At 37.4% G+C, this 26,081-nt stretch carries 25 protein-coding genes; 16 read left to right on the top strand and 9 right to left on the bottom strand.

The features are described from left to right. Window positions 1-147 precede the first annotated feature (147 nt). The 3 genes from QNH17_RS20505 (at window position 148) to QNH17_RS20495 (ending at window position 4,742) form a co-directional block, all read left to right on the top strand. Window positions 148-2,511, top strand: coding sequence for a nitric-oxide reductase large subunit (locus tag QNH17_RS20505; protein WP_283874780.1), 2,364 nt, complete (start codon window positions 148-150; stop codon window positions 2,509-2,511). Window positions 2,512-2,791: 280 nt separating this feature from the next. Further along, window positions 2,792-3,025 carry a DUF2249 domain-containing protein gene (locus QNH17_RS20500; protein WP_283874779.1) on the top strand — a complete coding sequence of 78 codons (234 nt, stop codon included), beginning with the start codon at window positions 2,792-2,794 and terminating at the stop codon, window positions 3,023-3,025. Window positions 3,026-3,239: 214 nt separating this feature from the next. After that, entirely contained in the window at window positions 3,240-4,742 is a 1,503-nt protein-coding gene (locus QNH17_RS20495) for a carboxypeptidase M32 (protein WP_283874777.1), read from the top strand. Between the two features lie 345 nt (window positions 4,743-5,087). On the opposite strand, the gene QNH17_RS20490 is transcribed toward QNH17_RS20495, so the two are convergent. The 3 genes from QNH17_RS20490 to QNH17_RS20480 are packed head-to-tail and all read right to left on the bottom strand — an operon-like array spanning window position 5,088 to window position 7,402. Next, the gene (locus QNH17_RS20490) at window positions 5,088-6,755 is read right to left on the bottom strand and encodes a b(o/a)3-type cytochrome-c oxidase subunit 1 (RefSeq protein WP_283874776.1); all 1,668 of its coding nucleotides are present in this window, start codon (window positions 6,753-6,755) and stop codon (window positions 5,088-5,090) included. After that, complete coding sequence (locus QNH17_RS20485; RefSeq protein ID WP_283874775.1) at window positions 6,755-7,231, bottom strand: cytochrome c oxidase subunit II; 477 nt, start codon at window positions 7,229-7,231, stop codon at window positions 6,755-6,757. Before QNH17_RS20485 ends, QNH17_RS20490 begins: the two co-directional genes overlap by 1 nt. Window positions 7,232-7,252: 21 nt before the next feature. Next, window positions 7,253-7,402 carry a cytochrome c oxidase subunit 2A gene (locus QNH17_RS20480; protein WP_283874774.1) on the bottom strand — a complete coding sequence of 50 codons (150 nt, stop codon included), beginning with the start codon at window positions 7,400-7,402 and terminating at the stop codon, window positions 7,253-7,255. A gap of 717 nt (window positions 7,403-8,119) precedes the next feature. Here QNH17_RS20480 and QNH17_RS20475 point away from each other — a divergent pair. The 5 genes from QNH17_RS20475 to QNH17_RS20455 all read left to right on the top strand — a co-directional run bounded on the left by QNH17_RS20475 (window position 8,120) and on the right by QNH17_RS20455 (window position 15,609). Next, window positions 8,120-9,208, top strand: coding sequence for a type III polyketide synthase (locus QNH17_RS20475; RefSeq protein ID WP_283874773.1), 1,089 nt, complete (start codon window positions 8,120-8,122; stop codon window positions 9,206-9,208). Next, a complete protein-coding gene (locus QNH17_RS20470; protein WP_283874771.1) occupies window positions 9,209-9,784 on the top strand; it encodes an isoprenylcysteine carboxyl methyltransferase family protein in 576 nt (191 codons plus the stop codon). It begins immediately after the preceding gene. Between the two features lie 338 nt (window positions 9,785-10,122). Continuing rightward, window positions 10,123-13,779: a dynamin family protein gene (locus QNH17_RS20465; protein WP_283874768.1), complete on the top strand. Its 3,657-nt coding sequence runs from the start codon at window positions 10,123-10,125 to the stop codon at window positions 13,777-13,779. Between the two features lie 40 nt (window positions 13,780-13,819). After that, a complete protein-coding gene (locus QNH17_RS20460; protein ID WP_283874766.1) occupies window positions 13,820-14,647 on the top strand; it encodes a sulfurtransferase in 828 nt (275 codons plus the stop codon). Window positions 14,648-14,715: 68 nt separating this feature from the next. Next, on the top strand, window positions 14,716-15,609 hold the full coding sequence (locus QNH17_RS20455) for a 5'-3' exonuclease (RefSeq protein WP_283874765.1): 894 nt from the start codon (window positions 14,716-14,718) through the stop codon (window positions 15,607-15,609). Between the two features lie 103 nt (window positions 15,610-15,712). Here the strand turns inward: QNH17_RS20455 and sspL are convergent, their stop codons facing one another. Next, the gene (gene sspL / locus QNH17_RS20450; protein WP_026563862.1) at window positions 15,713-15,850 is read right to left on the bottom strand and encodes a small, acid-soluble spore protein L; all 138 of its coding nucleotides are present in this window, start codon (window positions 15,848-15,850) and stop codon (window positions 15,713-15,715) included. Between the two features lie 84 nt (window positions 15,851-15,934). On the opposite strand from sspL, the gene QNH17_RS20445 reads away from it, so the two are divergent. Together QNH17_RS20445 and QNH17_RS20440 are read left to right on the top strand one after the other, a co-directional pair. Beyond that, window positions 15,935-16,426, top strand: coding sequence for a divergent PAP2 family protein (locus QNH17_RS20445; protein ID WP_283874763.1), 492 nt, complete (start codon window positions 15,935-15,937; stop codon window positions 16,424-16,426). Window positions 16,427-16,455: 29 nt separating this feature from the next. Further along, entirely contained in the window at window positions 16,456-16,737 is a 282-nt protein-coding gene (locus QNH17_RS20440) for a DUF6123 family protein (RefSeq protein WP_283874761.1), read from the top strand. A 34-nt stretch (window positions 16,738-16,771) separates the two neighbouring features. Here QNH17_RS20440 and QNH17_RS20435 read toward each other — a convergent pair whose 3' ends face one another. Together QNH17_RS20435 and QNH17_RS20430 are read right to left on the bottom strand one after the other, a co-directional pair. After that, complete coding sequence (locus QNH17_RS20435) at window positions 16,772-17,701, bottom strand: DMT family transporter (RefSeq protein WP_283874760.1); 930 nt, start codon at window positions 17,699-17,701, stop codon at window positions 16,772-16,774. Window positions 17,702-17,706: 5 nt separating this feature from the next. Continuing rightward, window positions 17,707-18,114: a reverse transcriptase-like protein gene (locus QNH17_RS20430; protein ID WP_283874759.1), complete on the bottom strand. Its 408-nt coding sequence runs from the start codon at window positions 18,112-18,114 to the stop codon at window positions 17,707-17,709. A 198-nt stretch (window positions 18,115-18,312) separates the two neighbouring features. On the opposite strand from QNH17_RS20430, the gene QNH17_RS20425 reads away from it, so the two are divergent. Continuing rightward, entirely contained in the window at window positions 18,313-18,969 is a 657-nt protein-coding gene (locus tag QNH17_RS20425) for a reverse transcriptase-like protein (RefSeq protein ID WP_283874758.1), read from the top strand. Between the two features lie 20 nt (window positions 18,970-18,989). After that, complete coding sequence (locus tag QNH17_RS20420; protein WP_349632549.1) at window positions 18,990-19,175, top strand: zinc-finger domain-containing protein; 186 nt, start codon at window positions 18,990-18,992, stop codon at window positions 19,173-19,175. A 71-nt stretch (window positions 19,176-19,246) separates the two neighbouring features. Here the strand turns inward: QNH17_RS20420 and cspD are convergent, their stop codons facing one another. Continuing rightward, window positions 19,247-19,447, bottom strand: coding sequence for a cold-shock protein CspD (cspD, locus tag QNH17_RS20415; protein ID WP_026563856.1), 201 nt, complete (start codon window positions 19,445-19,447; stop codon window positions 19,247-19,249). Window positions 19,448-19,725: 278 nt separating this feature from the next. Between cspD and QNH17_RS20410 the strand changes: the two genes are divergently transcribed. The 3 genes from QNH17_RS20410 to mntR all read left to right on the top strand — a co-directional run bounded on the left by QNH17_RS20410 (window position 19,726) and on the right by mntR (window position 22,872). Beyond that, the gene (locus QNH17_RS20410) at window positions 19,726-20,013 is read left to right on the top strand and encodes a hypothetical protein (protein ID WP_283874755.1); all 288 of its coding nucleotides are present in this window, start codon (window positions 19,726-19,728) and stop codon (window positions 20,011-20,013) included. Between the two features lie 179 nt (window positions 20,014-20,192). Beyond that, window positions 20,193-22,379 (top strand): DNA topoisomerase III, encoded by a 2,187-nt coding sequence (locus QNH17_RS20405; RefSeq protein ID WP_283874754.1) that lies wholly within the window; start codon window positions 20,193-20,195, stop codon window positions 22,377-22,379. 70 nt (window positions 22,380-22,449) lie between these two features. Further along, window positions 22,450-22,872, top strand: a complete 423-nt coding sequence (gene mntR / locus QNH17_RS20400) for a transcriptional regulator MntR (RefSeq protein ID WP_026563854.1) — start codon at window positions 22,450-22,452, stop codon at window positions 22,870-22,872. A gap of 34 nt (window positions 22,873-22,906) precedes the next feature. Here mntR and QNH17_RS20395 read toward each other — a convergent pair whose 3' ends face one another. Together QNH17_RS20395 and metA are read right to left on the bottom strand one after the other, a co-directional pair. Further along, the gene (locus QNH17_RS20395; RefSeq protein WP_144547341.1) at window positions 22,907-23,119 is read right to left on the bottom strand and encodes a DUF3892 domain-containing protein; all 213 of its coding nucleotides are present in this window, start codon (window positions 23,117-23,119) and stop codon (window positions 22,907-22,909) included. Between the two features lie 114 nt (window positions 23,120-23,233). Continuing rightward, the gene (gene metA, locus QNH17_RS20390; protein WP_283874751.1) at window positions 23,234-24,142 is read right to left on the bottom strand and encodes a homoserine O-acetyltransferase MetA; all 909 of its coding nucleotides are present in this window, start codon (window positions 24,140-24,142) and stop codon (window positions 23,234-23,236) included. A 241-nt stretch (window positions 24,143-24,383) separates the two neighbouring features. Between metA and QNH17_RS20385 the strand changes: the two genes are divergently transcribed. Then, complete coding sequence (locus tag QNH17_RS20385; protein WP_283874749.1) at window positions 24,384-26,072, top strand: formate--tetrahydrofolate ligase; 1,689 nt, start codon at window positions 24,384-24,386, stop codon at window positions 26,070-26,072. Window positions 26,073-26,081: the final 9 nt, after the last annotated feature.

Genomic DNA, 26,081 nt, shown 5'->3' with positions numbered 1-26,081 from the left:
CATAGTTAGCTAGTTTTTATGAAAATTATTCTCAGTTAAACTGGTGTGTGGGTAATATCACAGGAAAACAATGAAATGCTTCACTTTGTGTCGAACTTGTGAAAGTTACAATACGAAAGGTAATGAAACATGAAAGGATGAAGGGTTATGGAAATACAACGAGGAACACCATCAAAAAAAGTGGTGAAGACGAATAAAAATGCATTACTGAAATCTGTATTAGTGATCACGATATTACTCAGCTTCACTGTTTTACTAGTTGGGGGGTATTGGATTTTTAAAGAACAGGCACCAAGACCAGTCGAAGTAACCAATGAAAATGGTGAAGTTCTTTTTACAAAGGATTCGATTATGGGGGGACAGGCCGTTTTTCAGAAGTACGGATTAATGGATTATGGTACCGTTTTAGGTCACGGTTCATATATGGGTCCTGACTATACGGCGGAAGCATTGAAGCTTTATACAGAGGGAATGCAAGACTTTAAGGCCAATGAACAATATAGTAAAGACTTTGCTTCTTTAAATGATGATGAAAAATCAGTAATTAAAAATAAAGTAATCAAAGAAATGCGGAAAAACCGTTATGACTCAAGCAGCGATACTATGAAGTTAACAAATGCACAGGCGTTTGGACTTGAAAGAGTTAGAGAGTACTATAAAGAGGTATTCACTAAAGGTGACGGCTGGGGATTAAAGCCAAACCTAATTAAAGAAGACGACATGCCTAAAACAGATCGTGCTTATGTTGCAACAGGCGACCAAATCACTCAAATATCAGATTTCTTCTTCTGGACTGCCTGGCTTTCAAGTACAGTCCGTGAAGGTGATAAAATTACTTATACAAATAATTGGCCATATTATGAAGACGCGGGCAACCAATTATCCTTTTCAGCAGTTTGGTGGAGCGGGGCAAGCATTACTTTATTTGTATTAATGGTAGGAATTATCCTGTTTGTGTTCTACCGTTATAATTTTGGTATGCAGGAAGCGTATAAGGAAGGTAATTTCCCTCGTATTGATCTACGGAAAATGCCAGTGACAAGCTCACAAGTGAAAACAGGGAAATACTTTGTGATTGTTGCTGCTTTATTCTTTGTACAGTGTATGTTTGGGGCCTTACTTGCTCACTATTATATCGAGCCAGATAGTTTCTTCGGAATGAAGTGGATTCATGATATTCTTCCATTTAATATTTCAAAAGGTTACCACCTGCAGCTGGCTATCTTCTGGATTGCTACAGCATGGCTTGGAATGGGAATCTATGTTGCACCGCTTGTTGGCGGATATGAACCTAAGAAACAAGGTCTATTAGTAGATATTTTATTCTGGGCATTGGTTGTTCTTGTTGTTGGAAGTATGGTTGGAGAATGGCTTGGTGCAAATGGTTATTTAGGAAACAAGTGGTTCTTATTTGGTCATACAGGTTGGGAATATATTGAACTAGGTCGTGTTTGGCAGCTGATTCTCATTGTGGGGATGCTTATCTGGCTGTTTATCGTTTATCGTGGAGTCAAGGCAGGTCTTAAGCGAGAAACAGATAAAGGTGGATTGATTCACCTATTATTCTACTCAGCGATTGCTGTTCCAGCTTTCTATATTTTTGCCTTATTCATCAACCCAGGTACCAGCTTTACATTTGCCGATTACTGGCGCTGGTGGATTATCCACTTATGGGTAGAAGGTATTTTTGAAGTGTTTGCCGTTGTAGTTATTGGTTTCTTATTAGTTCAACTTGGACTAGTAACGAAAAAATCTACCGTAAGACAACTTTATTTCCAATTGATTCTGCTCTTGGGCAGTGGGGTAATCGGAATCGGACACCATTATTATTACAATGGTTCTGCAGAAATTTGGCTGTCTCTTGGCGCTGTCTTTTCTGCATTAGAAGTTATTCCGTTAACATTGTTAATCCTAGAAGCATATGAGCAATACAAAATGATGCGTGAGGGTGGAGTAAATTTCCCTTACAAAGGAACATTCTGGTTCTTAATCTCAGTTGCCATTTGGAACTTAGTTGGTGCAGGTGTGCTTGGATTCTTAATTAACTTACCTGCAGTCAGCTATTTCGAACACGGACAATTCTTAACCCCAGCACATGGCCATGGTTCGATGATGGGGGTGTACGGTATGTTCGCATGTGCAGTACTCCTTTACTCATTAAGAAACATAGTGAAACCAGAAGCATGGAATGATAAATGGATTAAAATTAGCTGTATCCTGTTAAACGTTGGACTCGCAGGAATGGTATTTCTATCATTACTTCCAGTTGGGTTCATCCAAATTAAAGAAGCATTTAATCATGGATATGCTGCTTCTCGTTCAGCATCTTTCCTACAAAAGGATATTGTTGAAACATTATTAACTTGGCGCGCGGTGCCTGACACCATTTTCTTAATTGGTGTAGTGATATTGTTAGTATTCTGTATTAAAGCAATCTTTAATTTACGGAAGCCAACCCACAAAGAAGGAGAAAAACTTCCAGTTAAAGATTTATCAATGGATGAAGATTAATGGTAAAAAAATCCGCAAAGATCAGCTTTGCGGATTTTCTTTGCTCTTTTTCTCAAAACACTCAAAACAATAGAGCTCTTTCTCTTCTGTATGGATCCCGTTAAAAAAACCATCCAAACAATAGATATCTTTACTACAGCATGAGCACTTTCCTATGAGCTCCTTCATTTGTCATACCTCCTAACAAAATTATGTTATTGGTGTGATGCCTCTCACTAAGTTTTCATACAGGATTCAATATAATAAAAGAGAAGTTAACAAATTAATAGGAGTGATAATAATGCAAACATACGCAAAAGTTATCAATGTACCAGACTTCCCGCCACGGGAGAAACATCCTACCATTTTTAATTGTTTTGACGAACTAGCATCTGGTGAAACTATGATGATTGTCAATGACCATGATCCAAGACCATTATTGTATCAATTCATGATGGAAAGACCGGAGCAATTTTCTTGGGAGTACCTTGAAGAAGGTCCAGAAACTTGGAGAGTGGCTATTGCTAAAAAGTAATTCCATTAAAATTTAATTCGAATAATCTTGGTTTACTTAACCATCACTAAATTTTCCAATCTATTTATTTTCCAGGATTCATCCTCTTTTCCCTATATTTCTATTTTACAACAGAATTTCTTTCTGTTGTTTTTTATTCCGATGGAAACAGCCATTCCCCTATTTTTCTGAATAATGTGTTAAAATTTAAATGGAATCTAAAGGGGGATATCGGATGAATAGGGTACTTCTAGAAAAAGAGTTTCTGGAATATGTGAAAAAAATATCAGCATATAATGAGGCATTAGGATTAATTTATTGGGATTTAAGGACAGGGGCTCCAAAACAAGGTGTGGAGCAACGGTCTGAAGTGATTGGAATGCTTTCCTCCGAAGTATTTAAAATGTCAACCTCTGAGGAAATGGCAGCATACATAGCCACTTTAGGAAAACAGCCATTGTCCGAAAGAACTAGAAAAATTCTTGACGAATGCAAAAAAGAATATGAACGAAATAAAAGAATCCCCGCTGAAGAGTATAAAGAGTTTGTCATTCTCCAATCTAAGGCTGAGAGTGTTTGGGAGGAGGCGAAAGAACATTCGGACTTTTCCATGTTTAGTCCTTACTTAGAAAAACTGGTTGCTATGACTAAGAAGTTCGTTAGCTACTGGGGACATGAAAAAAATAAATACGACGTATTATTAGATATGTATGAGCCAGGCATGACGATGAATGTATTAGATCAAGTGTTTGGTGAACTGAGAGAGAAAATTGTACCATTAGTCAAACAAATTTCAGAGTCGTCACACAAACCTAAAACTGACTTTCTGTTTAAAAAATTCCCTAAGGAAAACCAACGTGAACTGAGTTTAAAAATTCTTGAAAAAATGGGTTATAATTTCAAAGCAGGCCGTCTGGATGAAACGGTTCATCCTTTTGCAACAGGATTAAACCCTGGTGATGTTCGTGTGACCACCAATTATAATGAAAACGACTTCCGTACCGCCGTTTTTGGAACAATACATGAAGGCGGTCATGCTTTATATGAACAGAATATTTCCAAATACTTAATTGGTACACCGCTTTGCACGGGAACCTCAATGGGAATTCATGAGTCGCAGTCCCTTTTTTATGAGAATATTCTGGGTAGAAGCTTTTCATTTTGGAAAAATAATTACCAGCTGCTTAAGGACTATGCGACTGGACAATTTGACCAAGTGGAAATTGAAGATTTTTATCGGGCTATTAATGAATCTAAACCCTCATTCATAAGAATTGAAGCGGACGAATTAACATATCCGCTCCATGTTATAATCCGTTATGAAATTGAAAAAGGGTTATTTAATGATGAAATTGATGTGAAGGATTTACCAAAGATATGGAATGATAAATACGAAGAATATTTAGGCATTCGTCCTGAAAATGATGCTTTGGGGGTGTTGCAGGATGTCCATTGGGCGGGAGGCAGCTTTGGGTACTTCCCTTCCTATGCCTTAGGGTATATGTATGCAGCTCAATTTAAACAGAAAATGGTCGAAGATCTTCCGAACTTTAATCAATTAGTTGAAGAAGGGGACCTTATCCCGATTAAAGAATGGCTAACTGCTAAAATTCATCGATACGGTAAAATGAAGAAACCGCTTGAAATCTTACAGGATGTTACCGGAGAGGGCCTTAATCCCAAATATTTAATTGATTATCTGTATGAAAAGTTTGGAAAGGTCTATAGATTAAATTAATAAGCAAAGGCTTCAATCGAAAAGAATGAAGCCTTTGCTTATTATTAATATTTGACTTTGAGAATTGTCTAGCGCAAGCGGCCCTAGCGGCTAGTGTCCTTCGCTCTCCGCCCTACGATAAGTCAAGCACGAATGCGCCTCTTGCTCTTCGTGTTGTCTAGCTACAGCACCTAGGGGCTCGGGTCATAAGCCAATCCGTCAAGAAGGTTAAAGAGCAACCTTCTCGCCGGCTCGTCTTATGCCTGTCGCTCCTGGGCAAGGTGCTTCCGCTTTTCGGCTTTCCTTTATTTCAGTTGGAGCGCTCCAGGCCATACGCCGCTGAACAGGGCGCTTGCACTTTTCTTATTACCATTTACTCCATGTCTGGAATCCTTTAGAGCCTGGAGGTGCATTTTGAATAATATCTATAAATGGAATCGTGTAAGCGAAAAGAATTAGGGCTGCAGCAATTCCTAGCCATAATTTCCAGTTTTCAAAGACCATTGGTGCTTTTTCTTCAAGATTCTCAGCCACAGCTACAGGGAATTCTTCTTCCCCTTTAGGAGCAAAGAACGCAAGATTGATGAATATGATAATCACTAAGATAATTCCTAGGAAAAGAATTGTTCCACCCACTGCTTGAGCAATTTGATATGGAATCCATTCAGCTGCTTGTTTGGCTCCGCCGTAAGTAGAGAAAGCAGAACGTCTCGGTCCGCCTAAAAGGCCTTGGAAGTGCATGGCACCCGACATGAAGGCCATTCCAATGAACCAAACCCAAGCTTGGATGATCCCTAATTTATTCATAGCCTTTGTTAATTTCCGGCCGGTTAAATGTGGAACCAGCCAATAAGAAATTCCAAAGAAGGTTAAGACAACGGATGTAGCAGCCGTTAAATGGAAGTGACCTGTTACCCAAATGGTGTTATGCACAACTTGGTCCATTTGGTTGGAAGCATTAATGATACCACCAGCACCAGCAGGAATAAATGAGGCCATCCCGATAAACGGAACGGTAAACCTGGCATCGCCCCATGGCAAAACTTTAATCCAGCCAAAAAGGCCTGTTGCTCCTTTTGAGCGACCATATCTTTCAAATGTAGCGAATAACGAGAAGGCAGTCATTAACGATGGAATAATAACCATGAATGTTAAAATTACCTGTAAGAACTTCCAAGCAGGGTCAATCCCTGGCTCTGTTAATTGGTGGTGAAAACCAACCGGAATTGAGAAGAGCAGAAACAAAATAAATGACAAGCGTGCTAATGAATCGGAGAAGATTTTCCCACCGATAATTTTTGGGATAATCGCATACCAGCACATGTACGCAGGTAACAACCAGAAATAAACAAGTGGGTGACCAAAATACCAAAATAAAGTCCGGCTTACTAATACATCAACAGTATCTACTAATCCAAGCGACCAAGGAAGTAATTGGAATAAAACTGTAGCTGCAACACCTAATGTAGCAATAATCCACATAACAGTATTAATAACAGCCATAAAACTCAATAATGGACTTGGCTGACCTGGGTTGTTTTTCCGCCATTTTGCATATGTCATAATTTGAGCCGAACCATCAATCCAGCTGCCAACCACTACAAAAGTTAATCCTAAGTAAAAAATCCAATGTGCTTTAAGTGGAGCATAAAAAGTGTAAAGAACGGATGCTTCTTTAAGTAGAACCATGGTTGCAGCCATTAAGGTTCCTACTAACATCAACCAAAAACCGATCCAGCCTGTTCGGCGGGCAGCATTTGAATGACCGCCAGTGGTTCTGCTTACGGCAGCATATTGAAATCCCATAATAAAAAATGTTGTTAAAACTAAGCCCATTAACACACCATGGACGGTTAGGATTTGGTAATAATCAATGCCCCAGGGAAGCTCCCATTTCCCGGAACGGACAAGGGTTTGTAATAGCCCCATTAAACCACCAAGTGCAAGAGCAGAGAAGGCGACAAAAAAATGCGCCATTGAAAGCTTTGCATCACGAGTGTCTACTTTTACTTTCGTTGTTATGGAGTTAGCCATTATTTTTTCACCTCAATCATCGAACTCATTAAATGGTGTCCAGCACCACAATATTCGTTACATACAATTAAATATTCGCCTGCCTTATCAAACGTTGTCGTATATTCACTGACATAACCAGGCTCTAGCATCATGTTAATATTTGTACCAGCCACCTCAAAGCCGTGGACGACGTCTTTTGTTGTAGCAATGACTTTGACCTTTGCTCCAAGAGGTACTTCCACTTTTACTGGATTATAAGAGAAAGCCGAAGCAACATAGACTAATTCATAATCCCAATCTTTGCCTTCAACTTTATGTAATCCTGGTTTATTAAATGGTTTTGTTTGATCGACCTTATCTACATTAATCGTTGTTAAACAGCTTGGCGGCTTGTTGCCAAGATAGAACGCGCTTACACCTACAGTTGTTAAAAATACAACCAATGCGCCAATTCCAAAAGTAAGCCAAATTTTCTCGAATTTATGCATATGCATAATCGTTTCCCCCTTCAATCATTAAAAACGTTCAACAAACAAGTAATAAACACTTACCCAAGTGACAACAATAAAGGCTCCTAATAAGAAAACAGACGCTAATGTCCCTTTAAGAGAAGAGCTGTCTTCGATTTCTGTTTTATTGTTTGTTTTAAGTTCCGCCTTCGCCATCCCCCGCACTCCCTTCAGAGTAATAAAATAAATGATTAGTTCTCTTTCATAATACAAAACAATTGTGATGAAAAAACAACAACTTTCACAGTTCACAAATTGTTCATTCCTTAGGTATCTACTATGTTAATATTATAAAATTGATGTAACAGTGATTTATATCACAATTCCCCTGGGGTATTTGTGAATAAAATGTGAACTATCACAATTCCCCTGTGATTTAAGTAATTGAATAATCCTTCACAAACGATAAAAGACATCTTTTTGGAATCAATGTCACACTCGAGGAGTTCGAAAATATGATAGTAATAAATCTTATTTTCCTCCAGAAAAGAGTGGATTTTTGTGGAAAAATATTATTGTGATCGATGTAGGCTTTTGTATGATAATGTTGAAATTTGTAAGGTTTGTGGAACGGTAGTAAAAAATAAAATTAAAATTGAAGTTCAAAAACAACCTGATAAAAAATAGATCGAGAAAAGCATATTTCTTGCTTTTTGTTTAGAAAGTTGAAATTGGAAAACATTAGCTAATGAACGAATTTAGCATCCATTATATAATTTAAGAGCACAGCAACAACCTTCAAAACGTTTGCTCCCATTAATGTGGAAACTTTGGTTTCTACCTTAAAGGGAGCTTTTTTTTTGTGCATGCATTTATGCATAATAATCTTAAATATGGAAAAAATACCCTTACTTAGCTTGAAGGAGAAAAAACATGCCAACGATTATTTCAGTTGCAGAGGTAACGCCGCCATTTGAAGTAAACCAAAATCAAGCCTCAGAGTTTGCTCGTGAGCTGTTCTCCGATTCCTTTAAGGACATTGAAAGACTTTTACGCGCGTTTCAAAATGGCCAGATTGAAAAAAGGCATTTTGTAAAAAATATTGATTGGTTTAAAGAAGATAAAACGTTTGAAGAAAAAAATACGGCTTATATTGAGTCAGCAGTTGAACTTGGAAGAGAAGCAATCGTGAAGTGTTTAGATAATACTGATTTCTTAACAACGAATATTCCCTATCAGGACATTGATGCTATTTTTTTTATTTCAACCACCGGAATTGCTACACCAAGCATCGAAGCCAGAATTATGAGCTTACTTCCCTTCCAGCCTCACACCAAAAGGATTCCAATATGGGGTCTTGGTTGTGCAGGTGGTGCTGCTGGGTTGTCCCGGGCCTATGAATATTGCCTTGCTTTTCCGAAAGCAAAGGTACTTGTTCTCTCAGTGGAACTTTGCAGCTTAACTTTTCAGCGCAATGATCTATCGAAAAGTAATTTCATAGGTACCTCTTTATTTGCCGATGGTGTTGCCTGTGCGTTAGTTTGCGGTGATGATTCAAATTACTGCAATTACAGGAAGAAGAAGACGTCCCCCTTCATTATTGCAACTCAGTCAACACTTATGCCAGATTCCTTAGATGTAATGGGATGGGATATAAAGAGTAACGGGTTATACGTGGTATTCTCACGTGATATTCCTCTCATAATTGAAAATTGGTTAAAGCCGAATGTAACTGAGTTTTTAAAAGAAAATCATGTAAACCTTGAAACAATAAACTATTTTATTGCCCATCCTGGTGGAAAAAAGGTGATCGATGCATATGTAAAATCATTAGAAATCCCTCCCTCAATGACAGAGGTTTCACTTGATGTGTTAAAACAGTTTGGAAATATGTCTTCAGCGACAATACTTTTTGTGCTGAATCGATTCATGGAGAAAGAAATTCCCGAAGGGGCCCTTGGTCTCGGTACCGCTCTAGGGCCAGGGTTTAGTTCAGAACTGCATTTAATGAGGTGGGGGTAAATGAATGGATTTCTTGTATTCGAAATCATCATTGGCTTAATTGTTGTTCAACGTGTGGTTGAACTAAGAATCGCAAAACGGAATGAAAAATGGATGAAGAACCAAGGTGCTATTGAATTTGGAAAAAATCATTATCGATTTATGGTATTGATGCATGTACTCTTCTTCATTTGCCTTATTGCAGAAGAAGTTTATGGGAGTCGTGAGCTTTCCTATTTTTGGCTGATCTTCTTATCAGTTTTCTTTGGGGCGCAAATCATTAGGATTTGGGTGATTACCTCACTTGGACGGTACTGGAATACGAAAATTATTGTCTTAAGAGATGCAAAGGTGATCAAAAAAGGTCCTTACCTTTATATTAAACATCCAAATTATTTTGTGGTTGCGATTGAATTAGCTGTCGTTCCTCTACTATTTAACTGCTATATAACGGCGTGTCTTTTTACCGTTCTAAATGGAATAATCCTTATGATTCGGATTCCGGAGGAAGAAAAAGCTCTTAAGGAACTGACGGAATATGAATGGACATTCCAGAATTGCAATCGCTTTCTTCCTAAAGTTGTTAAAAAAGTGTGACAATTAGAAAAGGACTATTGAAAATGATTATCACCTATGTTAAACTTTGATTAACAATGAAAATCATTCTCAACAACCTTGATAAGGAAGGTGTTACATATGACTTTTGCTTTAGTTGGCGGAACTGTTATTATTTATGCCTTTGTCATGAAGCACGTTTTAAAAAATGTTACCCATTGAAATGAATATCTATTTTATTGGAGCCAGGGTTGTTAACCTTGGCTTTTTGTCGTTTTTGGGAAAAATTTGTTTTAATCAAATGAAGTGTCAGGATAGGAAAAGTTTGAATTATCGTATAAAATAAATAAATATTACAAAGTTGTTAAGGGGAATAGGTAATGGTAAAAATAGCGAACCAAGAAGAAGCCATCCAGACATTGAAATCGAAGATCGTTTCAATATATGAATATTTAATGGAACAAGAGGATTTTGAAAATGCCAAAAAAATTAAGCAATTAGCCAAAAAGCTAGAAAACAGAGAGTTTTTGATTGCCTTTTGCGGTCATTTTTCTGCAGGAAAATCGACAATGATTAACCAACTTGTGGGTGAAAAATTACTGCCATCAAGCCCGATTCCCACCAGTGCAAATCTGGTGAAGGTAAAAGCAGGCGAAGATTATGCAAAGGTCTTTTTTAAAAATGAAACACCTCGTATTTATTTAGCCCCTTATGATTATGAAATAGTAAAGAATTATTGTAAAGACGGCGACCAAATCGAAGAAATCGAAATAAGTCACAGTGATACCGGTCTGCCTGATCATACTGTCATTATGGATACACCTGGCATTGATTCAGCTGATGATGCCCACCGAATTGCAACGGAATCGGCCATCCATCTTGCTGATTTGATTCTTTATGTAATGGATTATAACCATGTCCAAGCAGAGTTGAACTTTTTATTTACAAAGGAATTAACTGAAGCAGGGAAAGAAGTTTACTTAGTAATAAACCAAATTGATAAACACAAGGATGAAGAACTAAGTTTTCTGGAGTTTCAAAATAGCGTGTTAGATTCGTTTGCTTCATGGGGAGTTAAACCGGCAAGGATTTTTTATACCTCCTTGAAGCATGAAACCCATCCCTTCAATGAATTTACTGATCTTCAAGGTTTTATTGCGGATAAATTGGCCTCTAAAGACCAATTATTAGTTCCATCCATTTTTCAATCTTTAAAGAAAATTAGCCATGATCATATCCAGCAAAGACGGAAATTAGATCAGGAGGAGTTAGCACCAGTCCTTGAGATCCTGAATGAATTATCTGAGGCAGAACAAAGTACATTGACAAATTCGGCTGAAGAAGTGGTAGGAAATCTTAATACATTAAAAGAAGGGGTTGCAGGAACGGAGAAAGAATTTGATCATCAAATAGCCCAAATCCTTAAAAATGCCTATCTGATGCCTTTTCAAACGAGAGAATTGGCTGAAAGTTATTTGGAATCATGTCAGCCAGAATTTAAAATTGGATTTTTATTTTCTAAGCAAAAAACAGCAGAAGAGAGAAAGGTAAGGCTAGAACGTTTTCATCTTGATATCCTTGATAAAACGAAAACTCAGCTTGAATGGCATGTCCGTGAATTTTTACTGAGCACTTTAAAAGAAATAGGTCTTGATGAGGGGGAACTGCAGGGATTGGCACAGTCTTATTCCATCGAAGTTCCGACAAGTCTTTTAACGGAAGCAGTAAAGTCTGGGGCACGAATGTCTGGTGAATATGTATTACATTATACAGAAGATGTGGCCAATGAAATCAAAAGACTGGCACGGATCCAACTCACGAGTTTTAAAGAAGAGTTTCTTAAAGCATTAAAGGAACGAACGGCCAGATTAATAGAGAAATTTGAACAAGAACACAATAGAACAGATCGGTATCTTAAGGCATTAACAGAATTAAAAAAATCTCAGCAGAAAATTACCTTGTTGGAATCAAAAATCGAAAAATTATTAACCACGGATATTGAGCTCAAAGAAGATAGGTATTATCTTTTTGAACAGGATGAAGAAGAATTTGAAGTGGTCAGGGCCCAGCCAACAACTAGCACTCGTGTAACTGCCACCACTACTTCTACGACTGAAACTGTCGATCAATCCATAATTAAGGAACCAGAAGTTATTACATCGAATGACCATTTAATAAAAACAGTAGAACGTCTCAGTCAGACTTCAACAGTAATCAAAGACATTCCAGGATTTCAAAAGCTCTCAGCAGAATTAGTGGAAAAAGCAGAAAGACTTGCAAACAAAGGATTTACTGTCGCATTATTTGGTGCTTTCAGTGCAGGCAAATCTTCCTTTGCCAATGCACTTATGGGTGAAAAAGTTCTACCTGTTTCACCCAATCCTACCACTGCTGCAATTAATAAAATTAAACCAGTTACGGAAAATCATCCCCATGGGACTGTCCTTGTTAAATTTAAAGATGCATCATCCATGCTGGAAGATGTTAATCGTTCGTTAAAAGTATTTGAACTTCAGGTTGCAGATTTAGAAGATGCATCCAAGAAAATAGATCAGATTATGCTGCAAACAGGCCAAGAGGGCGGCGTGTTAGAAAAGACCCATTTTGCCTTCTTGCAGGCATTTATGAAAGGCTATGCATCATATGGGAATATGTTAGGAACTGTTCTCGAAACGGATGTTGCTGAATTTAGCGAGTTCGTCGCAAAAGAAGAAAAATCCTGCTATGTCGAATGGATCGAGCTTTATTATGATTGTGAGTTAACCCGAAAAGGCATCACACTTGTTGATACACCTGGAGCGGATTCAATCAATGCCCGTCATACTGGGGTAGCCTTTGATTATATAAAAAATTCAGATGCTTGTTTTTTCGTTACTTATTACAACCATGCTTTTTCTAAAGCCGACCGTGAATTTTTAATCCAACTTGGACGTGTGAAGGAATCATTCCAAATGGATAAAATGTTCTTTATTATCAATGCAATCGATCTCGCTGAGAGTGAAGAAGAAAAAGAAACGGTGATAGATTATGTTGAGGATCAACTTAGCAAATATGGGATAAGAAATCCTCATCTTTATCCTGTGTCTAGTTTGCTAGCTTTAAAGGAAAAAACGGAACCTAATCCAACATTTAAATCAGGAATGAATCAATTTGAACAGGCATTTTATCAATTTATTACCAATGAATTAACAGAAATGGCTATTTCTTCAGCAGAAAAGGAAGTAACTCGTGTCCATGATTTAATTACAAATCTGATTCAGAGTTCACAAGAAGATCAATCGGTTAAAGAGAAAAAACGTGAGGATATTAGAAATCAGCAAGCGCGTATTCAAGAGTTATTTACAAACCAAACAGTTGGAAATTTACAAAACCGTTTGCATCAAGAAGCAAATGAGCTGGTTTATTACATTAAGAAGCGGGTATTCTTACGCTTCGGGGATTTCTTTAGGGAGTCATTTAATCCTAGCGCCCTAAGGGATGATGGACGTAATTTAAAAAAGGTTTTACAAGGTGCTTTGGATGAATTTCTCGAAAGTCTAGGGTTTGATTTTGCTCAAGAAATGAGAGCTACTACTGTACGAATTGAGCGCTTTTCTGAAAAACAATTGGCTGACTTCCAATCAGGTCTTATTCGGAATCTCCAAGAAATCAATCCTGACCTCTCCTTTTCAGCATTTGAAATGGAGCATGAAGCAACAATTGAATTTCCAAATGCTTTTAAAGATGTAGATAAACAAGTATTTACGAAAGCAATGTCTTATTTTAAAAATCCAAAATCCTTCTTTGAAAAAAATGAAAAGAAACTAATGAGTGATGAACTTAATCAAGCACTGGATTTGCCTGCTGAGGAATATTTAGCAGAAGAAGCGAAACGTTTAAATAGTCACTATAGCGATGAAATCACAACGGAATTCAATCGCTTATTAGAACAAATGATCGAACAAGTAAATGATTTTTATTTAAGCCATCTCTCGGCCTTAGACGGCGGAATCTCAATTGAATTTTTAAAGGATATCCAAACAAAGTTGGCAGATTAGATTTTTAATGGGAAGTAACAGATTCGAGGAGGCTGCACTAGTGAAATTTATTAAAGATCAGGAATGGGTTTTAGAATGCTTACATGAGAGCCACGTCAGGATCATCGATTGCCGTTTTTCGTTAGCTGAACCAGAAAAAGGGAAGCAAGAATACTTACAAGGTCATATTCCCGGGGCAGTGTTCTTTGATTTAGAAAAAGACTTGTCAAGTCCGAAACAAACCTATGGCGGCAGGCATCCAATGCCTGTGCTAGAAGAATTTATCTCCAAACTTGAGAATGCAGGGATCGATGAAAACAAACTAGTTGTTGCCTATGACTATGGTGAAGGCGCGTATGCTGCTCGTTTTTGCTGGATGCTTCAATACCTCGGCCATGAAAATGTCTATGTACTTGATGGCGGATATAAAGGATGGATAGAAGCATCCTATCCTGTAACGAAGGAAATTCCAGCTTTTGAAAAAACTAAATTCCATTTCACGGTTCAGCCACAATTGCTGGCAACAACGGACGAAGTAAAAGAAGTAGTTGAAAAGCAGTTAAATAATAAAATCTTAATCGATTCGCGTGAAGAAAAGCGCTTTTTAGGTATAGAAGAACCAATTGATAAAAAAGCTGGGCATATTCCTGGAGCAATCAATAAGCCATGGATGGAAGGATTAAATGAGAGGTACTATAAACCTGCTGAAATCCAGAAACAAAGGTTCGAAAATCTCGACCCTGCAAAGGAAATGATTGTATACTGCGGATCAGGGGTGACAGCTGCCCCAAATTACTTAGCTTTGAAAGAAGCAGGTTTTGAGAAAGTAAAGCTCTATATTGGAAGCTTTAGTGATTGGATCTCATATGAGGATAATAAAATTGAATAATATTTTGGGGCAACTTATGTTATAATTGAAATCGTGTTGTTTTTAACACCTAACTAAGGAGGTCCAAAATGACGAATCAAAAACCTTCACTGATGCTTGTTGATGGAATGGCCTTATTATTCCGTGCTTTTTACGCTACCGCAGTTACTGGACAATTTATGATAAATTCAAAAGGAACTCCTACAAATGGAATACATGGCTTTGTAAAGCATTTATTCACGGCAGTAAATTCCTTCAAGCCCACACATCTTGCAGTTTGTTGGGATATGGGAAGTAAAACCTTCCGTACGGAATTGTTTTCGGATTATAAAGGGAATCGGGGAGAAGCGCCGGTTGAGCTTATCCCGCAGTTTGATTTAGTAAAAGAGGTTGTTGCCTCTTTTGATATACCCAATATCGGACTAGCTGGATACGAAGCCGATGATTGCATTGGAACAATTGCCAATCAATCAAAAGACTTCGCACATGTATCGATCCTAACGGGTGATCAAGATATGCTGCAGCTGCTTGATGACAGTATTTCCGTAATTTTGTTGAAAAAGGGTTATGGGAACTATCTCGTTCATACGCCAGAAACCTTTTTGGCAGAGAAGGGAATTACCCCTCGGCAAATGATCGACTTAAAAGCTCTGATGGGGGATACGAGTGATAATTATCCTGGAGTGAGAGGAATAGGCGAAAAGACCGCTCTTAAGCTCCTAAAGGAGTTCGACCATGTTGAGGGTATTATCTCCAATTTAGAACGTTTATCTAAGTCCAATAAGACTAAAATTGAACAGGATTTAGAAATGCTCCATTTATCGAGAACACTTGCAGAAATAAAATGTGATGTTCCTGTTAGTTGTGCCTTGGATGAGGCAGGCTTAAGAATCGAAAAAGAAAAAGCATTGAATAAGTTAATGGAATTAGAACTTCGGGGATTACAGCGCCTAGTGCCATTCGACGAAGTGTTTGTTTCCTGAAAAAAGAGGTTGTCCATTTGAGACAACCTCTTTTTTTGGGATAAACTAACTTTGTTGAAACTGGCTGTCAAAAGATTGGCAGTCGGTTTCATGTTTTATCTTCTTATTTTGTATTTTTTTTCTTGGCTGCATTTTCTAATTTACTTTTCGGTTCTTCTGCAAACTCGGCATCTTGACCATATCCTTGAGGATTAACCCCAGGTGCTTTCACGCCACGATTAGCTTGACCATTTTTACCCATAAACGTTCACCTCCCACTATTTTAGTATTTCCCGTTGGAATAATAAAACTCAGGAATTCGAACAATAGTAGCAGGGGTGATTTGATGAACAAAGGTGTTTATTTAGCGCTTTTTAGTATAGGACTAGCACAAGGAATGAAAATTCCGATTCACTATATAAAAGAGAAAGAATGGCGCCCTGAACTGTTCTTTGGAACCGGTGGGATGCCTAGTTCGCATTCAGCCGGGGTTTCTACCTTAACGACCTACATTGCCATGCAGCGTGGCCTGACAACCTTTGATTTTGCCCTTTCCCTTATCTATGGATTAATTGTCATGTATGATGCACAAGGGGTTAGGAGACAAACAGGGGAATTAACCTTAAAGGTAAATTCCATGAATGAGTTAATTGAAAAAATCCATAAAGAGGAAAGCGTTGAATTTAAACAGGACTCTCCAAAAAAGTTAAAAGAGATGTTAGGTCATGAACCGGAAGAGGTTGTTGGCGGGGCCATTCTAGGTGTTTTGGTGGGAGTCATTGGTCACTTATGTACAAAAAAGAATAGAAAATTATCAAAATTTAAGTTAAGATTTTAAAGGGATGTTCAGAGTTTGTTGGGAGAGGGATGGCAAAGTCAGTGGGAACAGTCGAAGATTATTTGCATCACTTGAAAGGAAAGGGTTTTCAATTCCAAGAGGATGCAATTGGGTTTATTTTCTTTGGGAAACACTATACAAACGCTTCAGATGAAATAATTAATACGGCCATTGAAATGACTCTTAAAGCACAAAGAAGTTTTGATGGAAGTTTTTACGTATCATTATTAGAAACCTTAATTTCAAACAAGATTAGCACAAGAAAAGAAGCGATACGATTTGTTAAAGAAAAGGAACTATTAGCGATATAAACATGAGAAAACTCCCTTTTTATAGGGAGTTTTTTCATGAAACTTTATCTTCAATACTTTTACTTCTTTTAAATAAAGTAATTTTTTGGGTTGGAAGTTCAGCAAATATCATGCCTGCAAATATAAGGAAACAGCCTACTAAAGCACTATAGGATAGTCGTTCATGAGCCCAATAAAACCCTGTAATAGCAGCAAATACCGGCTCCATCGCAAAAATCAAGGCCACTCTTGTTGCTGAAGTATACTTTTGGAAATTAGTCTGAATTAAAAAGGCCAGGGCCGTCGCGAACAAGCTCGTGATGATTAAGGCAATGAGCACCTCTTGTCTAAATAGTATCTCGGGATTAAATGACTTCCTCCAATCTTCAAAAAAGAAAGAGGATACAACCGAAAGAAAAGCTACGGTTGTAATTTGAATAACCGTTAACAGCAGTGTAGGATATTTATTGCTAAATTTGCCGGTATAAATAATTTGAAGGGCAAAACTAATCGCACAAATGAAAACAAATCCATCGCCCTTATTTAATGCAGTAATATCAGTCATTGTAAGCAAAAATAAACCAATCGTCGCTGTCAACACACCTAAGACTGCATTTCTGGTTGGAAACTGTTTTAATAACATCATGGAAAACAATGGGACGAGGACAACGTTTAGCCCTGTAATAAATCCAGCTTTAGAAGAAGTTGTATATAATAGCCCTATGGTTTGGGTAGCATACCCAAGAAATAGCCAAAATCCGATGAAAACACCGGATAAAAGTAACTCTCTATCCAATTTTTTTAACTGCTCTTTATCAAATAGGAAAAGGCAGAGAATTAATATTATAGCGGCAGCAAGAAAGCGAATGCTATTAAAGGAAAATGGTTCAAGGAAATCAATAGCATTTTGAACTAATACAAAAGTTGTCCCCCAAATAAGGGTGACAAGGAGCAAACTTAAATCAGCAAATAAAGGTTTTTTCATGAGTTTTATTGCTCCTCGGGAAGATTTTTTCGAATCGCCTGCCGTGCTAATTCATCAGCAACTTTATTTTCAGCACTTGGAATCCATTTCATAAAAAATAAAGGAATTTGTTTGGATAAATGTAATGCGTGTTCAAGTAATGGGGTGTAAAGCTTATTTTTAACAAACTCTTTTTCAACTGCCTGGTTAACTAATTGAGAATCCGTTCTAAAAGACAAAACGGAATCCTGAACCCCTTTTTCTAAACATATTTCTAATGCTTTAATAAATGCATGATATTCTGCTTCGTGATTTGACATGTTTCCAAGTGGAATGGAATATTTTTCAGTAATGCCATTTCCTTTAATAAAAATCCCGGCCCCGCTTGGTCCAGGATTTCCAGCACTTGCCCCGTCAATATAAACTTCAATCAATTCTGTTTCCTCCATAAGTGTACTAATGAAAGTTTATCATATTTCTTTTAAGGCAGAAAATATTTATTCTTATAACAACTATGAAGAAGTGGGTATGATAAGAATATATCAGAATAGGTTAGGATGAAGTGGTAAAATTGCCGAATAGGATCGAATATTTTAAATGCCATTGAATTCTTTAAAGAAAGGTTGAAGACATTGAAATATCGGTTAGAGTGGATGTATAAAACGAAAAGTAATGAAAAGGTTCAGTTTTCCTCTGAATTGGTATCAGGTGAAACTGCAATACAAATCGGAGAAGAGCTTGAAAATACTGGGAAGGTATCGGATTTGTTTTTTTATGATGAGAAAGGAACATCTTGGATTTTAAAGGAAATGAAAAAGTTGATGACTGAAATTGAAGAAGACCCTCATGAAATAACTGTCTACTTTGATGGAGGTTTTCAAAAGGAAACCAATCAAGCCGGTCTCGGAGCAGTTATTTTTTTTAAACAAGGGAAGAAGAAATACCGTATTCGAGCGAATGAACGGATCGATGAACTTGAGACAAACAATGAAGCAGAATACGCTGCTTTTTATTATGCATTGAATATTTTAGAGGATTTAGGTGTCCATCATTTATCCTGTGAATTCAAAGGTGACTCCCAGGTTGTGTTAAAACAGTTAGAAGGAGAATGGCCATGTTATGAAGATACCCTTAACAACTGGCTTGACCGAATTGAAGGAAAAATTAAAGAATTAGGTTTAATACCTAAATATACATCCATTAATAGAAAAGATAATAAAGAGGCAGATAAACTGGCGACACAAGCATTAGAGGGAAAAGAAATATTTGCAAAAACATTAATTCTTTAGGAAATGGGTGTGAAACTCTTGTGAAGGAAATCAACAGAAGAGAATTATTGAGTCATGTAGAATCGTTAATGGCTCAATACTGTGATGGCTGCTTTTTACATCAACATATGAAAAAAGAAGGCGGGCGAAGAGCAGCACACCGGTTTTGCATTTCCCAGTGTACAGTAGGAGAACAACTTCAGGAGTTTGGGAAAAAATTAAGTTAATGGTTGTCACATATTACCTGCAAAAATAAAAAGGCTGACGATATTCGTCAGCCCTAATTGGTTAGTTTAGATTATAGTTTTACAACGTTAGCTGCTTGTGGTCCACGGTTTCCTTCAACGATTTCAAAAGAAACTTCTTGGCCTTCTTCTAAAGATTTGAAGCCTTCGCCAGTGATAGCGCTGAAGTGTACGAATACATCGTCGCCGCCTTCTACTTCAATAAAACCAAAACCTTTTTCATTGTTGAACCATTTAACTTTACCGTTTTGCATTTACTTCTTCCTCCTAAGCCTTTCAAGCCACCCTTATGGTGCCAAAGATAAATATTATCATGTAAACGATCTGCACTAAAATAGGAATGCATATAGTAGATACATGATGCTTTAAATATACAATATTGAAAATTTACAGTCAAGGAAGGACTTAGGTTTTTTAGTTAATTTATCATAGATTCTATGAAAATATTTGGATATCGTTTGCAGGTACTAACATAAAACTACTTTTGCATCATATGTTTAAATAACCAATATACATGCAGGAGGCAGATACCATGTACCGATTTTCCATTGAAGGTGCGGATTGGATATTAAGATTTTCACCTCAAGTTTATATTGATTCAGTCGAAAAACAGGCGATATTCATGGCTCTGCTTCATATCGGTGCTGATTTAAGTAAATATTCTCACGGAAGTGCCTTTATCATTTTTACGAAAAAAATTGGTGCAATAGTTTTCGAAGTTGAGAGAATTCCCTCTTTAATATTAACAGTTTCAAATATTATCCCAGATGACAATTGGTATGATGATCCAGAGCTTACTACTTTAAAACAAATAAAGTAATGATTAGTTTATCCTGGATGGCCATAAAATGGCCATCCTTTTATTTATTCTCCAGCTGACTCATTTGTCATAAATTCGTCAAGGGAAATACTGGATACCCAGTATTTTATCTCTTTACTAACTATCGATTTAATGGGTAAAATGGACATCGGGATGCTTGTAAAAAAGGGAGAAATCATATGAAATTAATTATTGCCGAAAAGCCGGATCAAGGTTCGACCTTAGCATCAATCTTTAAACATAAAAAACAAAATGGTTTTATTGAAATTTTTTCAAATGATGTTTTTCCAGAGGGAGCCTATATAACTTGGGCCATTGGACATATATGCCAATTAGTCTCACCTGAAAAATATCAGCAAGGCTGGAAAAAATGGTCATTAGATCATTTACCAATGATCCCCGAACAGTTTGAATACGAGGTAACAAAGGATAAGGCAAAGCAATTTGCCGTCATTAAGAAATTGGTCTCTGACCCAAGAGTTACTGAAATTATTCACGCGGGTGATGCGGGGCGCGAAGGTGAGCTAATAATTCGTAATATCCTCAGGCTGACAAAATGTCACAAACCTATGAAAAGGCTTTGGATTTCTTCGTTGACAGCCAATAGTATTCGAGAGGGTTTCCAGAAGCTTTTGGATGAACAACAGACGCGGAGTTTATATTTTGAAGCCTATACCAGGGCTTGTGCTGACTGGGTGGTTGGTATGAATGCCTCACGGCTCTATAGCCTCTTACTTCAAAAACAAGGATTTTCTGATGTTTTTTCAGTTGGCAGAGTGCAAACCCCAACTTTAGCCCTGATTGTTAAAAGAGAACTAGAGATAGAGAACTTTAAGTCGGATCCCTTTTGGGAGGTTCTAGCACATTTTATTATGGATGGAAAAAAGTACACGGGAAAATGGCAGAATGATGGCGAAACTCGAGTAAATAAAAAAGAGTTAGCAGATAAAGTCGCGGCTTTTTGCAAAGGTAAACCCGCTGAGGTTAGTGAGGTTCAATCAGAAAGAAAAGAATTTCTCCCACCACTCTTATACAATCTATCGGCTCTACAAGCTGAGGCGAACAAACGGTTTAAATTTTCTCCGAAGAAAACACTAGATGTTATGCAAAAGCTCTATCAAAAAGGAAATGTCTCATACCCTCGTTCCGACTCACGGTATGTAACGAAAGAAGAAGCCAATACTTTCCCAGATATCTTAAACAAATTAAGTCATATTAAGGATTACGAGAGTTTCTTCCCCTTGCCAATAACATCTATTTCAGAAAACAAACGCTATGTGAATGAAAAGAAGGTCACGGACCACTACGCAATTATTCCAACGGAACAAATCCCAAATGTAGAACGGCTTACCCCAGATGAAAAGAAAATATATGATTTAGTCGTAACAAGTTTAATAGCTGCACACTACAATAAGGCGATTGCGGAATATACTACTGTAACTACATTGGTAGATGGCAGGGCGGCATTTATCTCAAAAGGTAAGGTACAGATTGAGGAAGGCTGGCGAAAGGTACTGAAACCAAAAGATAATGATGATGAGCCTGCACTGCCAAAGTTAACAGAGGGTGAGCAAGGTAAGACAGATAAAGTGGAAGTGAAAGAAAGTAAGACTCAGCCTCCAAAACGTTATACCGAAGGTCAATTGATTACGTTAATGAAAACGGCCGGAAAGCATATAGATGATAAAGAGCTTGAAAAAATCCTAACTAAAACTGAGGGTCTTGGCACGGAAGCGACGAGAGCTGGCATTATTACGATGTTAAAGGACCGTTTATATATTGAGGTAAACAAAAATTTAGTTTATGCCACAGCAAAGGCCAAAATCCTGATCGAAGCCATCGGCAAAGAAATTTTAGCTTCACCTGAAATGACCGCCAAGTGGGAACAGAAATTGAAGGAAATTTCAGAAGGATCTGCAGCGCCCAAACATTTCATGGAGCAAACGAAAAAGATGGTTTTTCATTTATTTACGTCTAGTATAGACCAAGCGGCAAATTGGTCGTTTTCAGATGAAATGCGTGAAAATTTTGCACCAGGAAAGCAAAAGGGAAGAAAGCAGTCTACCAAATTAGGGACTTGTAAAAAATGTGAGGGATCGGTAGTGGACAAGGGCAGTTTTTATGGCTGTTCCAACTACCAAAAAAATCATTGTGATTTTACTATATCCAAGAAGATTTTAGGTAAAAACATTACGCAAAAGAATATTAAGCTTCTTTTATCTGAAGGGAAAACAGAGCTGATTGAAGGGTTTGTTAATAAAGAAAAAACTTTTAATGCCCGGCTTTATTTAGACGAATCTGAAAAAAGGGTCAAATTTTTATTTGAACAAAAGCCTCAAAATAAGGAAGTATTTATAGATAAATGATAAAGTTCCTTGTCACTATTTTTTTCTTATAGTACACTTTTAGTTGAGTAATTTTTTTGGAGGGTATGGGATGCCAACACCAAGTATGGAAGATTATATTGAACAAATATATATATTGATTGAAGAAAAAGGATACGCTCGGGTCTCAGATATTGCCGAAGCGCTGTCTGTACATCCCTCCTCAGTAACGAAAATGGTGCAAAAGCTTGATAAAGATGAGTACTTAGTTTATGAAAAATATAGAGGTCTCGTGTTAACAACAAAGGGTAAAAAGATTGGTAAACGACTTGTCTTTAGACATGATTTGCTAGAACAATTCCTAAAAATCATCGGTGTAAAAGATGAAAATATTTATAACGATGTTGAAGGGATTGAGCACCATTTAAGTTGGGATTCCATCGATCGAATTGGTGACCTTGTTCAGTTTTTTGAAGAGGATCAAAAGCGAATTGATGCATTAAATGAAATTCAAAAACAGAATGAAAATGAATAATAAGAAAGCACCTAGCAAATTAAGCTAGGTGCTTTTAATATAAATCTGGGAACTGGTCAAAAGATTGGCTGCTTTCTGGGATTAAAGACATTTTCCCATGTTCTTCCTCTATCGCCTGAACCCCTTGGATTAGACCGTCTTCAGCCTCTTGTAACGCCTTTCGATACGAGATGATTCGCCCCTCGGAAGTAACGAAGTTAATAATTTCACCAAAGTAATTGCGATGAAGTGCAACGATTGATTCCATACAAACTCTCCCCTTTAGATTTTTTATGGAGCCTCTTACTTTTTCTATATTCTTTCTATTTTTAAAAAAAATAAACTTAAAAAAGCATCGGAAGTTATTTTCCGATGCTTTCTGTTAAGCCCAAAAAAAAGGGGTTTCTTGGTAGACATAATAATTGAGCCAGTTTGAAAAGAATAAATGGCCATGGGACCGCCAGCGATTTATTGGCGGTTGGGTTGGATCATTATTTGGGAAGTAGTTTTCGGGAATATGGATTTCAAGACCCTTATTCACATCCCTTTCGTATTCCTGTGCAAGCGAATCTGATTCATATTCTAAATGTCCAGTAATCATTACATGCTTTCTATCGCGAGATGCAATTAATAAGGCTCCTGCATCATCTGAGGCAGCTAATAATTTTAGTTCTGTATTCTTTTTAATCGCTTCGATCGAAACATCTGTATAACGGGAATGCGGAGCGTAAAATTGATCATCAAAACCACGCAGCAAAATATCATTTTGTTCAAAAATCCGGTGGGCATAAATGCCGGAGCATTTTCTCTGTAATTCAAATTTACCAATTCCGTAATGATAATGTAGTGCAGCCTGGGCTCCCCAACAAATATGTAATGTCGAAGTGACATTTTCATTGGCCCAATCCATTATTTCTGTTAACTCTGACCAATATTTCACTTGATCATATTCTAACAGTTCCACAGGGGCACCAGTGATAATCATCCCGTCAAATTTCAGGTTCTTCACTTGTGAAAAGGTCGTGTAAAACTGTTCGAGATGCTGTTTACTCGTATGAGTAGATTCATATGAATTCGTTTTTAAAAAATTAACATTTACTTGTAAGGGCGAGTTTCCTAATAATCGTAAAAGCTGTGTTTCTGCTCTTTCTTTTTCAGGCATTAAATTCAGAATGAGTATATTTAGCGGTCTGATGTCCTGAGCAATGGCACGTTCGTTATCCATGATGAAGATATTTTCTGTTTCAAGAATTTCCCTCGCAGGAAGAAGTTTTGGAATGTTAATTGGCAAGTGACCATCCCCTTTTTCTGGTTTAATTTCATGCGTTTATCTAATACTACATCCATTAATATAACTACTACATACGACATGAAGTCAATGAATATTTATAATATTTAATATTTATATTATAAACATTATTCTAAATTCAGAAAAGATAATAATTTGTTCATAATTAACAAATTGATTGAAAGCGCTTTTTTGATACAATGAAACCGTAGGTCATTTCTAATGCTGAATGCGGGGGATAAAGGTGGTATTAAAAACAATAGTGAAATCAGACATTGAAATTGCACAAGATTCAGAGATGAGACCAATTGTTGAAATAGCAGAAAAAATTGGTCTGGAAGCGGATGATTTAGAGCTCTTTGGTAAATACAAGGCCAAAATTTCAAACGAAGCTCTTGCTAAACTGAGAACGAAGGAAAGTGGGAAAATAATTCTTGTCACTTCCATTAATCCAACACCGGCTGGCGAAGGAAAGTCGACCGTAACGGTTGGACTGGCCGATGCTTTCAATAAAATTGGTAAAAAAACAATGATCGCTATAAGAGAGCCTTCCCTGGGCCCTACAATGGGTATTAAAGGCGGGGCGACTGGTGGTGGGTACTCACAAGTCCTGCCAATGGAAGATATCAATCTACACTTTACTGGAGATCTTCACGCGATAACGACTGCAAACAATGCCCTCGCGGCATTAATCGATAATCATCTCCAACAGGGTAACGAACTTAACATTGATCAACGCAGGATTGTCTGGAAACGGGCGGTAGATTTAAATGACAGAGCCTTAAGAAAAGTAATTATCGGCCTTGGCGGCCCACTCCAAGGGGTGCCTCGTGAAGATGGTTTTGATATTACAGTTGCATCAGAAATTATGGCGGTTCTATGTTTAGCCACAGACTTAAAAGATTTAAAATTACGATTATCTCGGATGGTTGTAGCTTATAATTATGATAAGAATCCAGTGACTGTTGGTGATTTAGGGGTGGAAGGTGCATTAACGTTATTGTTAAAAGATGCGGTTAAACCCAATCTTGTACAAACGATTGAACACACGCCAGCTCTAATTCATGGCGGTCCATTTGCAAATATTGCCCATGGATGTAACAGTGTAATTGCAACAACCACAGCAGCTAAATTAGCGGATTATGTTATTACAGAAGCAGGGTTTGGTGCTGATTTGGGTGCAGAGAAATTTTTACATATAAAATCGAGAAGTGCAGGTATTAAACCGGAGGCTGTTGTTATTGTTGCAACAATTCGTGCTTTGAAAATGCATGGCGGTGTAGTGAAAAGTGAGTTAGCTAAAGAAAATATTCCATCATTAACGCTGGGTTTTGCAAATCTAAAGAAACATATTGAGACCATTCAGAGCTTTGGATTACCAGTTGTTGTGGCCGTTAACAAATTCATCACCGATACCAAACAGGAAGTAGACACATTACTTGAATGGTGTCAAAGAGAAAATGTGGCCGTTGCTTTAACTGAAGTCTGGGAAAAGGGTGGAGCAGGAGGCATCGATCTTGCTAATAAACTGTTAGCTGTCATGGACAGGGAAGAAAACCATTTTAAACCGCTCTATGACTTATCGGATTCGATTGAAAAGAAAGTTCGGACGATTGTTCAAAAAGTTTATGGTGGAAACGAAGTTGAACTTTCATCAAAAGCAAAAAAACAATTAATTGATTTTGAAAAGTTTGGCTGGTCTAATTTGGCTGTTTGTATGGCGAAATCCCAGTATTCTTTATCTGATGATCCATCAAAGTTAGGCAGACCTTCGGATTTCAATGTAACAGTCAGGGAATTTAAACCTTCAATCGGGGCTGGATTTATTGTCGCCTTAACGGGAGATGTCATGACGATGCCGGGATTACCAAAAAAACCGGCAGCCTTAAATATGGATGTCGATGAAAACGGGAATGCAATCGGGCTATTCTAAGAGGAGAGT

Source organism: Neobacillus sp. SuZ13 (genome assembly GCF_030123365.1).
GTDB lineage: Bacteria > Bacillota > Bacilli > Bacillales > Cytobacillaceae > Neobacillus.
This window is presented reverse-complemented; position numbering and strand designations above follow the sequence as displayed.

Bases quoted from the DNA above. Each gene is read 5' to 3' on its own strand.
- QNH17_RS20505 (WP_283874780.1), top strand. From the start codon at position 148: ATGGAAATACAACGAGGAACACCATCAAAAAAAGTGGTGAAGACGAAT.
- QNH17_RS20500 (WP_283874779.1), top strand. From the start codon at position 2,792: ATGCAAACATACGCAAAAGTTATCAATGTACCAGACTTCCCGCCACGG.
- QNH17_RS20495 (WP_283874777.1), top strand. From the start codon at position 3,240: ATGAATAGGGTACTTCTAGAAAAAGAGTTTCTGGAATATGTGAAAAAA.
- QNH17_RS20490 (WP_283874776.1), bottom strand. From the start codon at position 6,755: ATGGCTAACTCCATAACAACGAAAGTAAAAGTAGACACTCGTGATGCA.
- QNH17_RS20485 (WP_283874775.1), bottom strand. From the start codon at position 7,231: ATGCATATGCATAAATTCGAGAAAATTTGGCTTACTTTTGGAATTGGC.
- QNH17_RS20480 (WP_283874774.1), bottom strand. From the start codon at position 7,402: ATGGCGAAGGCGGAACTTAAAACAAACAATAAAACAGAAATCGAAGAC.
- QNH17_RS20475 (WP_283874773.1), top strand. From the start codon at position 8,120: ATGCCAACGATTATTTCAGTTGCAGAGGTAACGCCGCCATTTGAAGTA.
- QNH17_RS20470 (WP_283874771.1), top strand. From the start codon at position 9,209: ATGAATGGATTTCTTGTATTCGAAATCATCATTGGCTTAATTGTTGTT.
- QNH17_RS20465 (WP_283874768.1), top strand. From the start codon at position 10,123: ATGGTAAAAATAGCGAACCAAGAAGAAGCCATCCAGACATTGAAATCG.
- QNH17_RS20455 (WP_283874765.1), top strand. From the start codon at position 14,716: ATGACGAATCAAAAACCTTCACTGATGCTTGTTGATGGAATGGCCTTA.
- sspL (WP_026563862.1), bottom strand. From the start codon at position 15,850: ATGGGTAAAAATGGTCAAGCTAATCGTGGCGTGAAAGCACCTGGGGTT.
- QNH17_RS20445 (WP_283874763.1), top strand. From the start codon at position 15,935: ATGAACAAAGGTGTTTATTTAGCGCTTTTTAGTATAGGACTAGCACAA.
- QNH17_RS20440 (WP_283874761.1), top strand. From the start codon at position 16,456: ATGGCAAAGTCAGTGGGAACAGTCGAAGATTATTTGCATCACTTGAAA.
- QNH17_RS20435 (WP_283874760.1), bottom strand. From the start codon at position 17,701: ATGAAAAAACCTTTATTTGCTGATTTAAGTTTGCTCCTTGTCACCCTT.
- cspD (WP_026563856.1), bottom strand. From the start codon at position 19,447: ATGCAAAACGGTAAAGTTAAATGGTTCAACAATGAAAAAGGTTTTGGT.
- QNH17_RS20410 (WP_283874755.1), top strand. From the start codon at position 19,726: ATGTACCGATTTTCCATTGAAGGTGCGGATTGGATATTAAGATTTTCA.
- QNH17_RS20405 (WP_283874754.1), top strand. From the start codon at position 20,193: ATGAAATTAATTATTGCCGAAAAGCCGGATCAAGGTTCGACCTTAGCA.
- mntR (WP_026563854.1), top strand. From the start codon at position 22,450: ATGCCAACACCAAGTATGGAAGATTATATTGAACAAATATATATATTG.
- QNH17_RS20395 (WP_144547341.1), bottom strand. From the start codon at position 23,119: ATGGAATCAATCGTTGCACTTCATCGCAATTACTTTGGTGAAATTATT.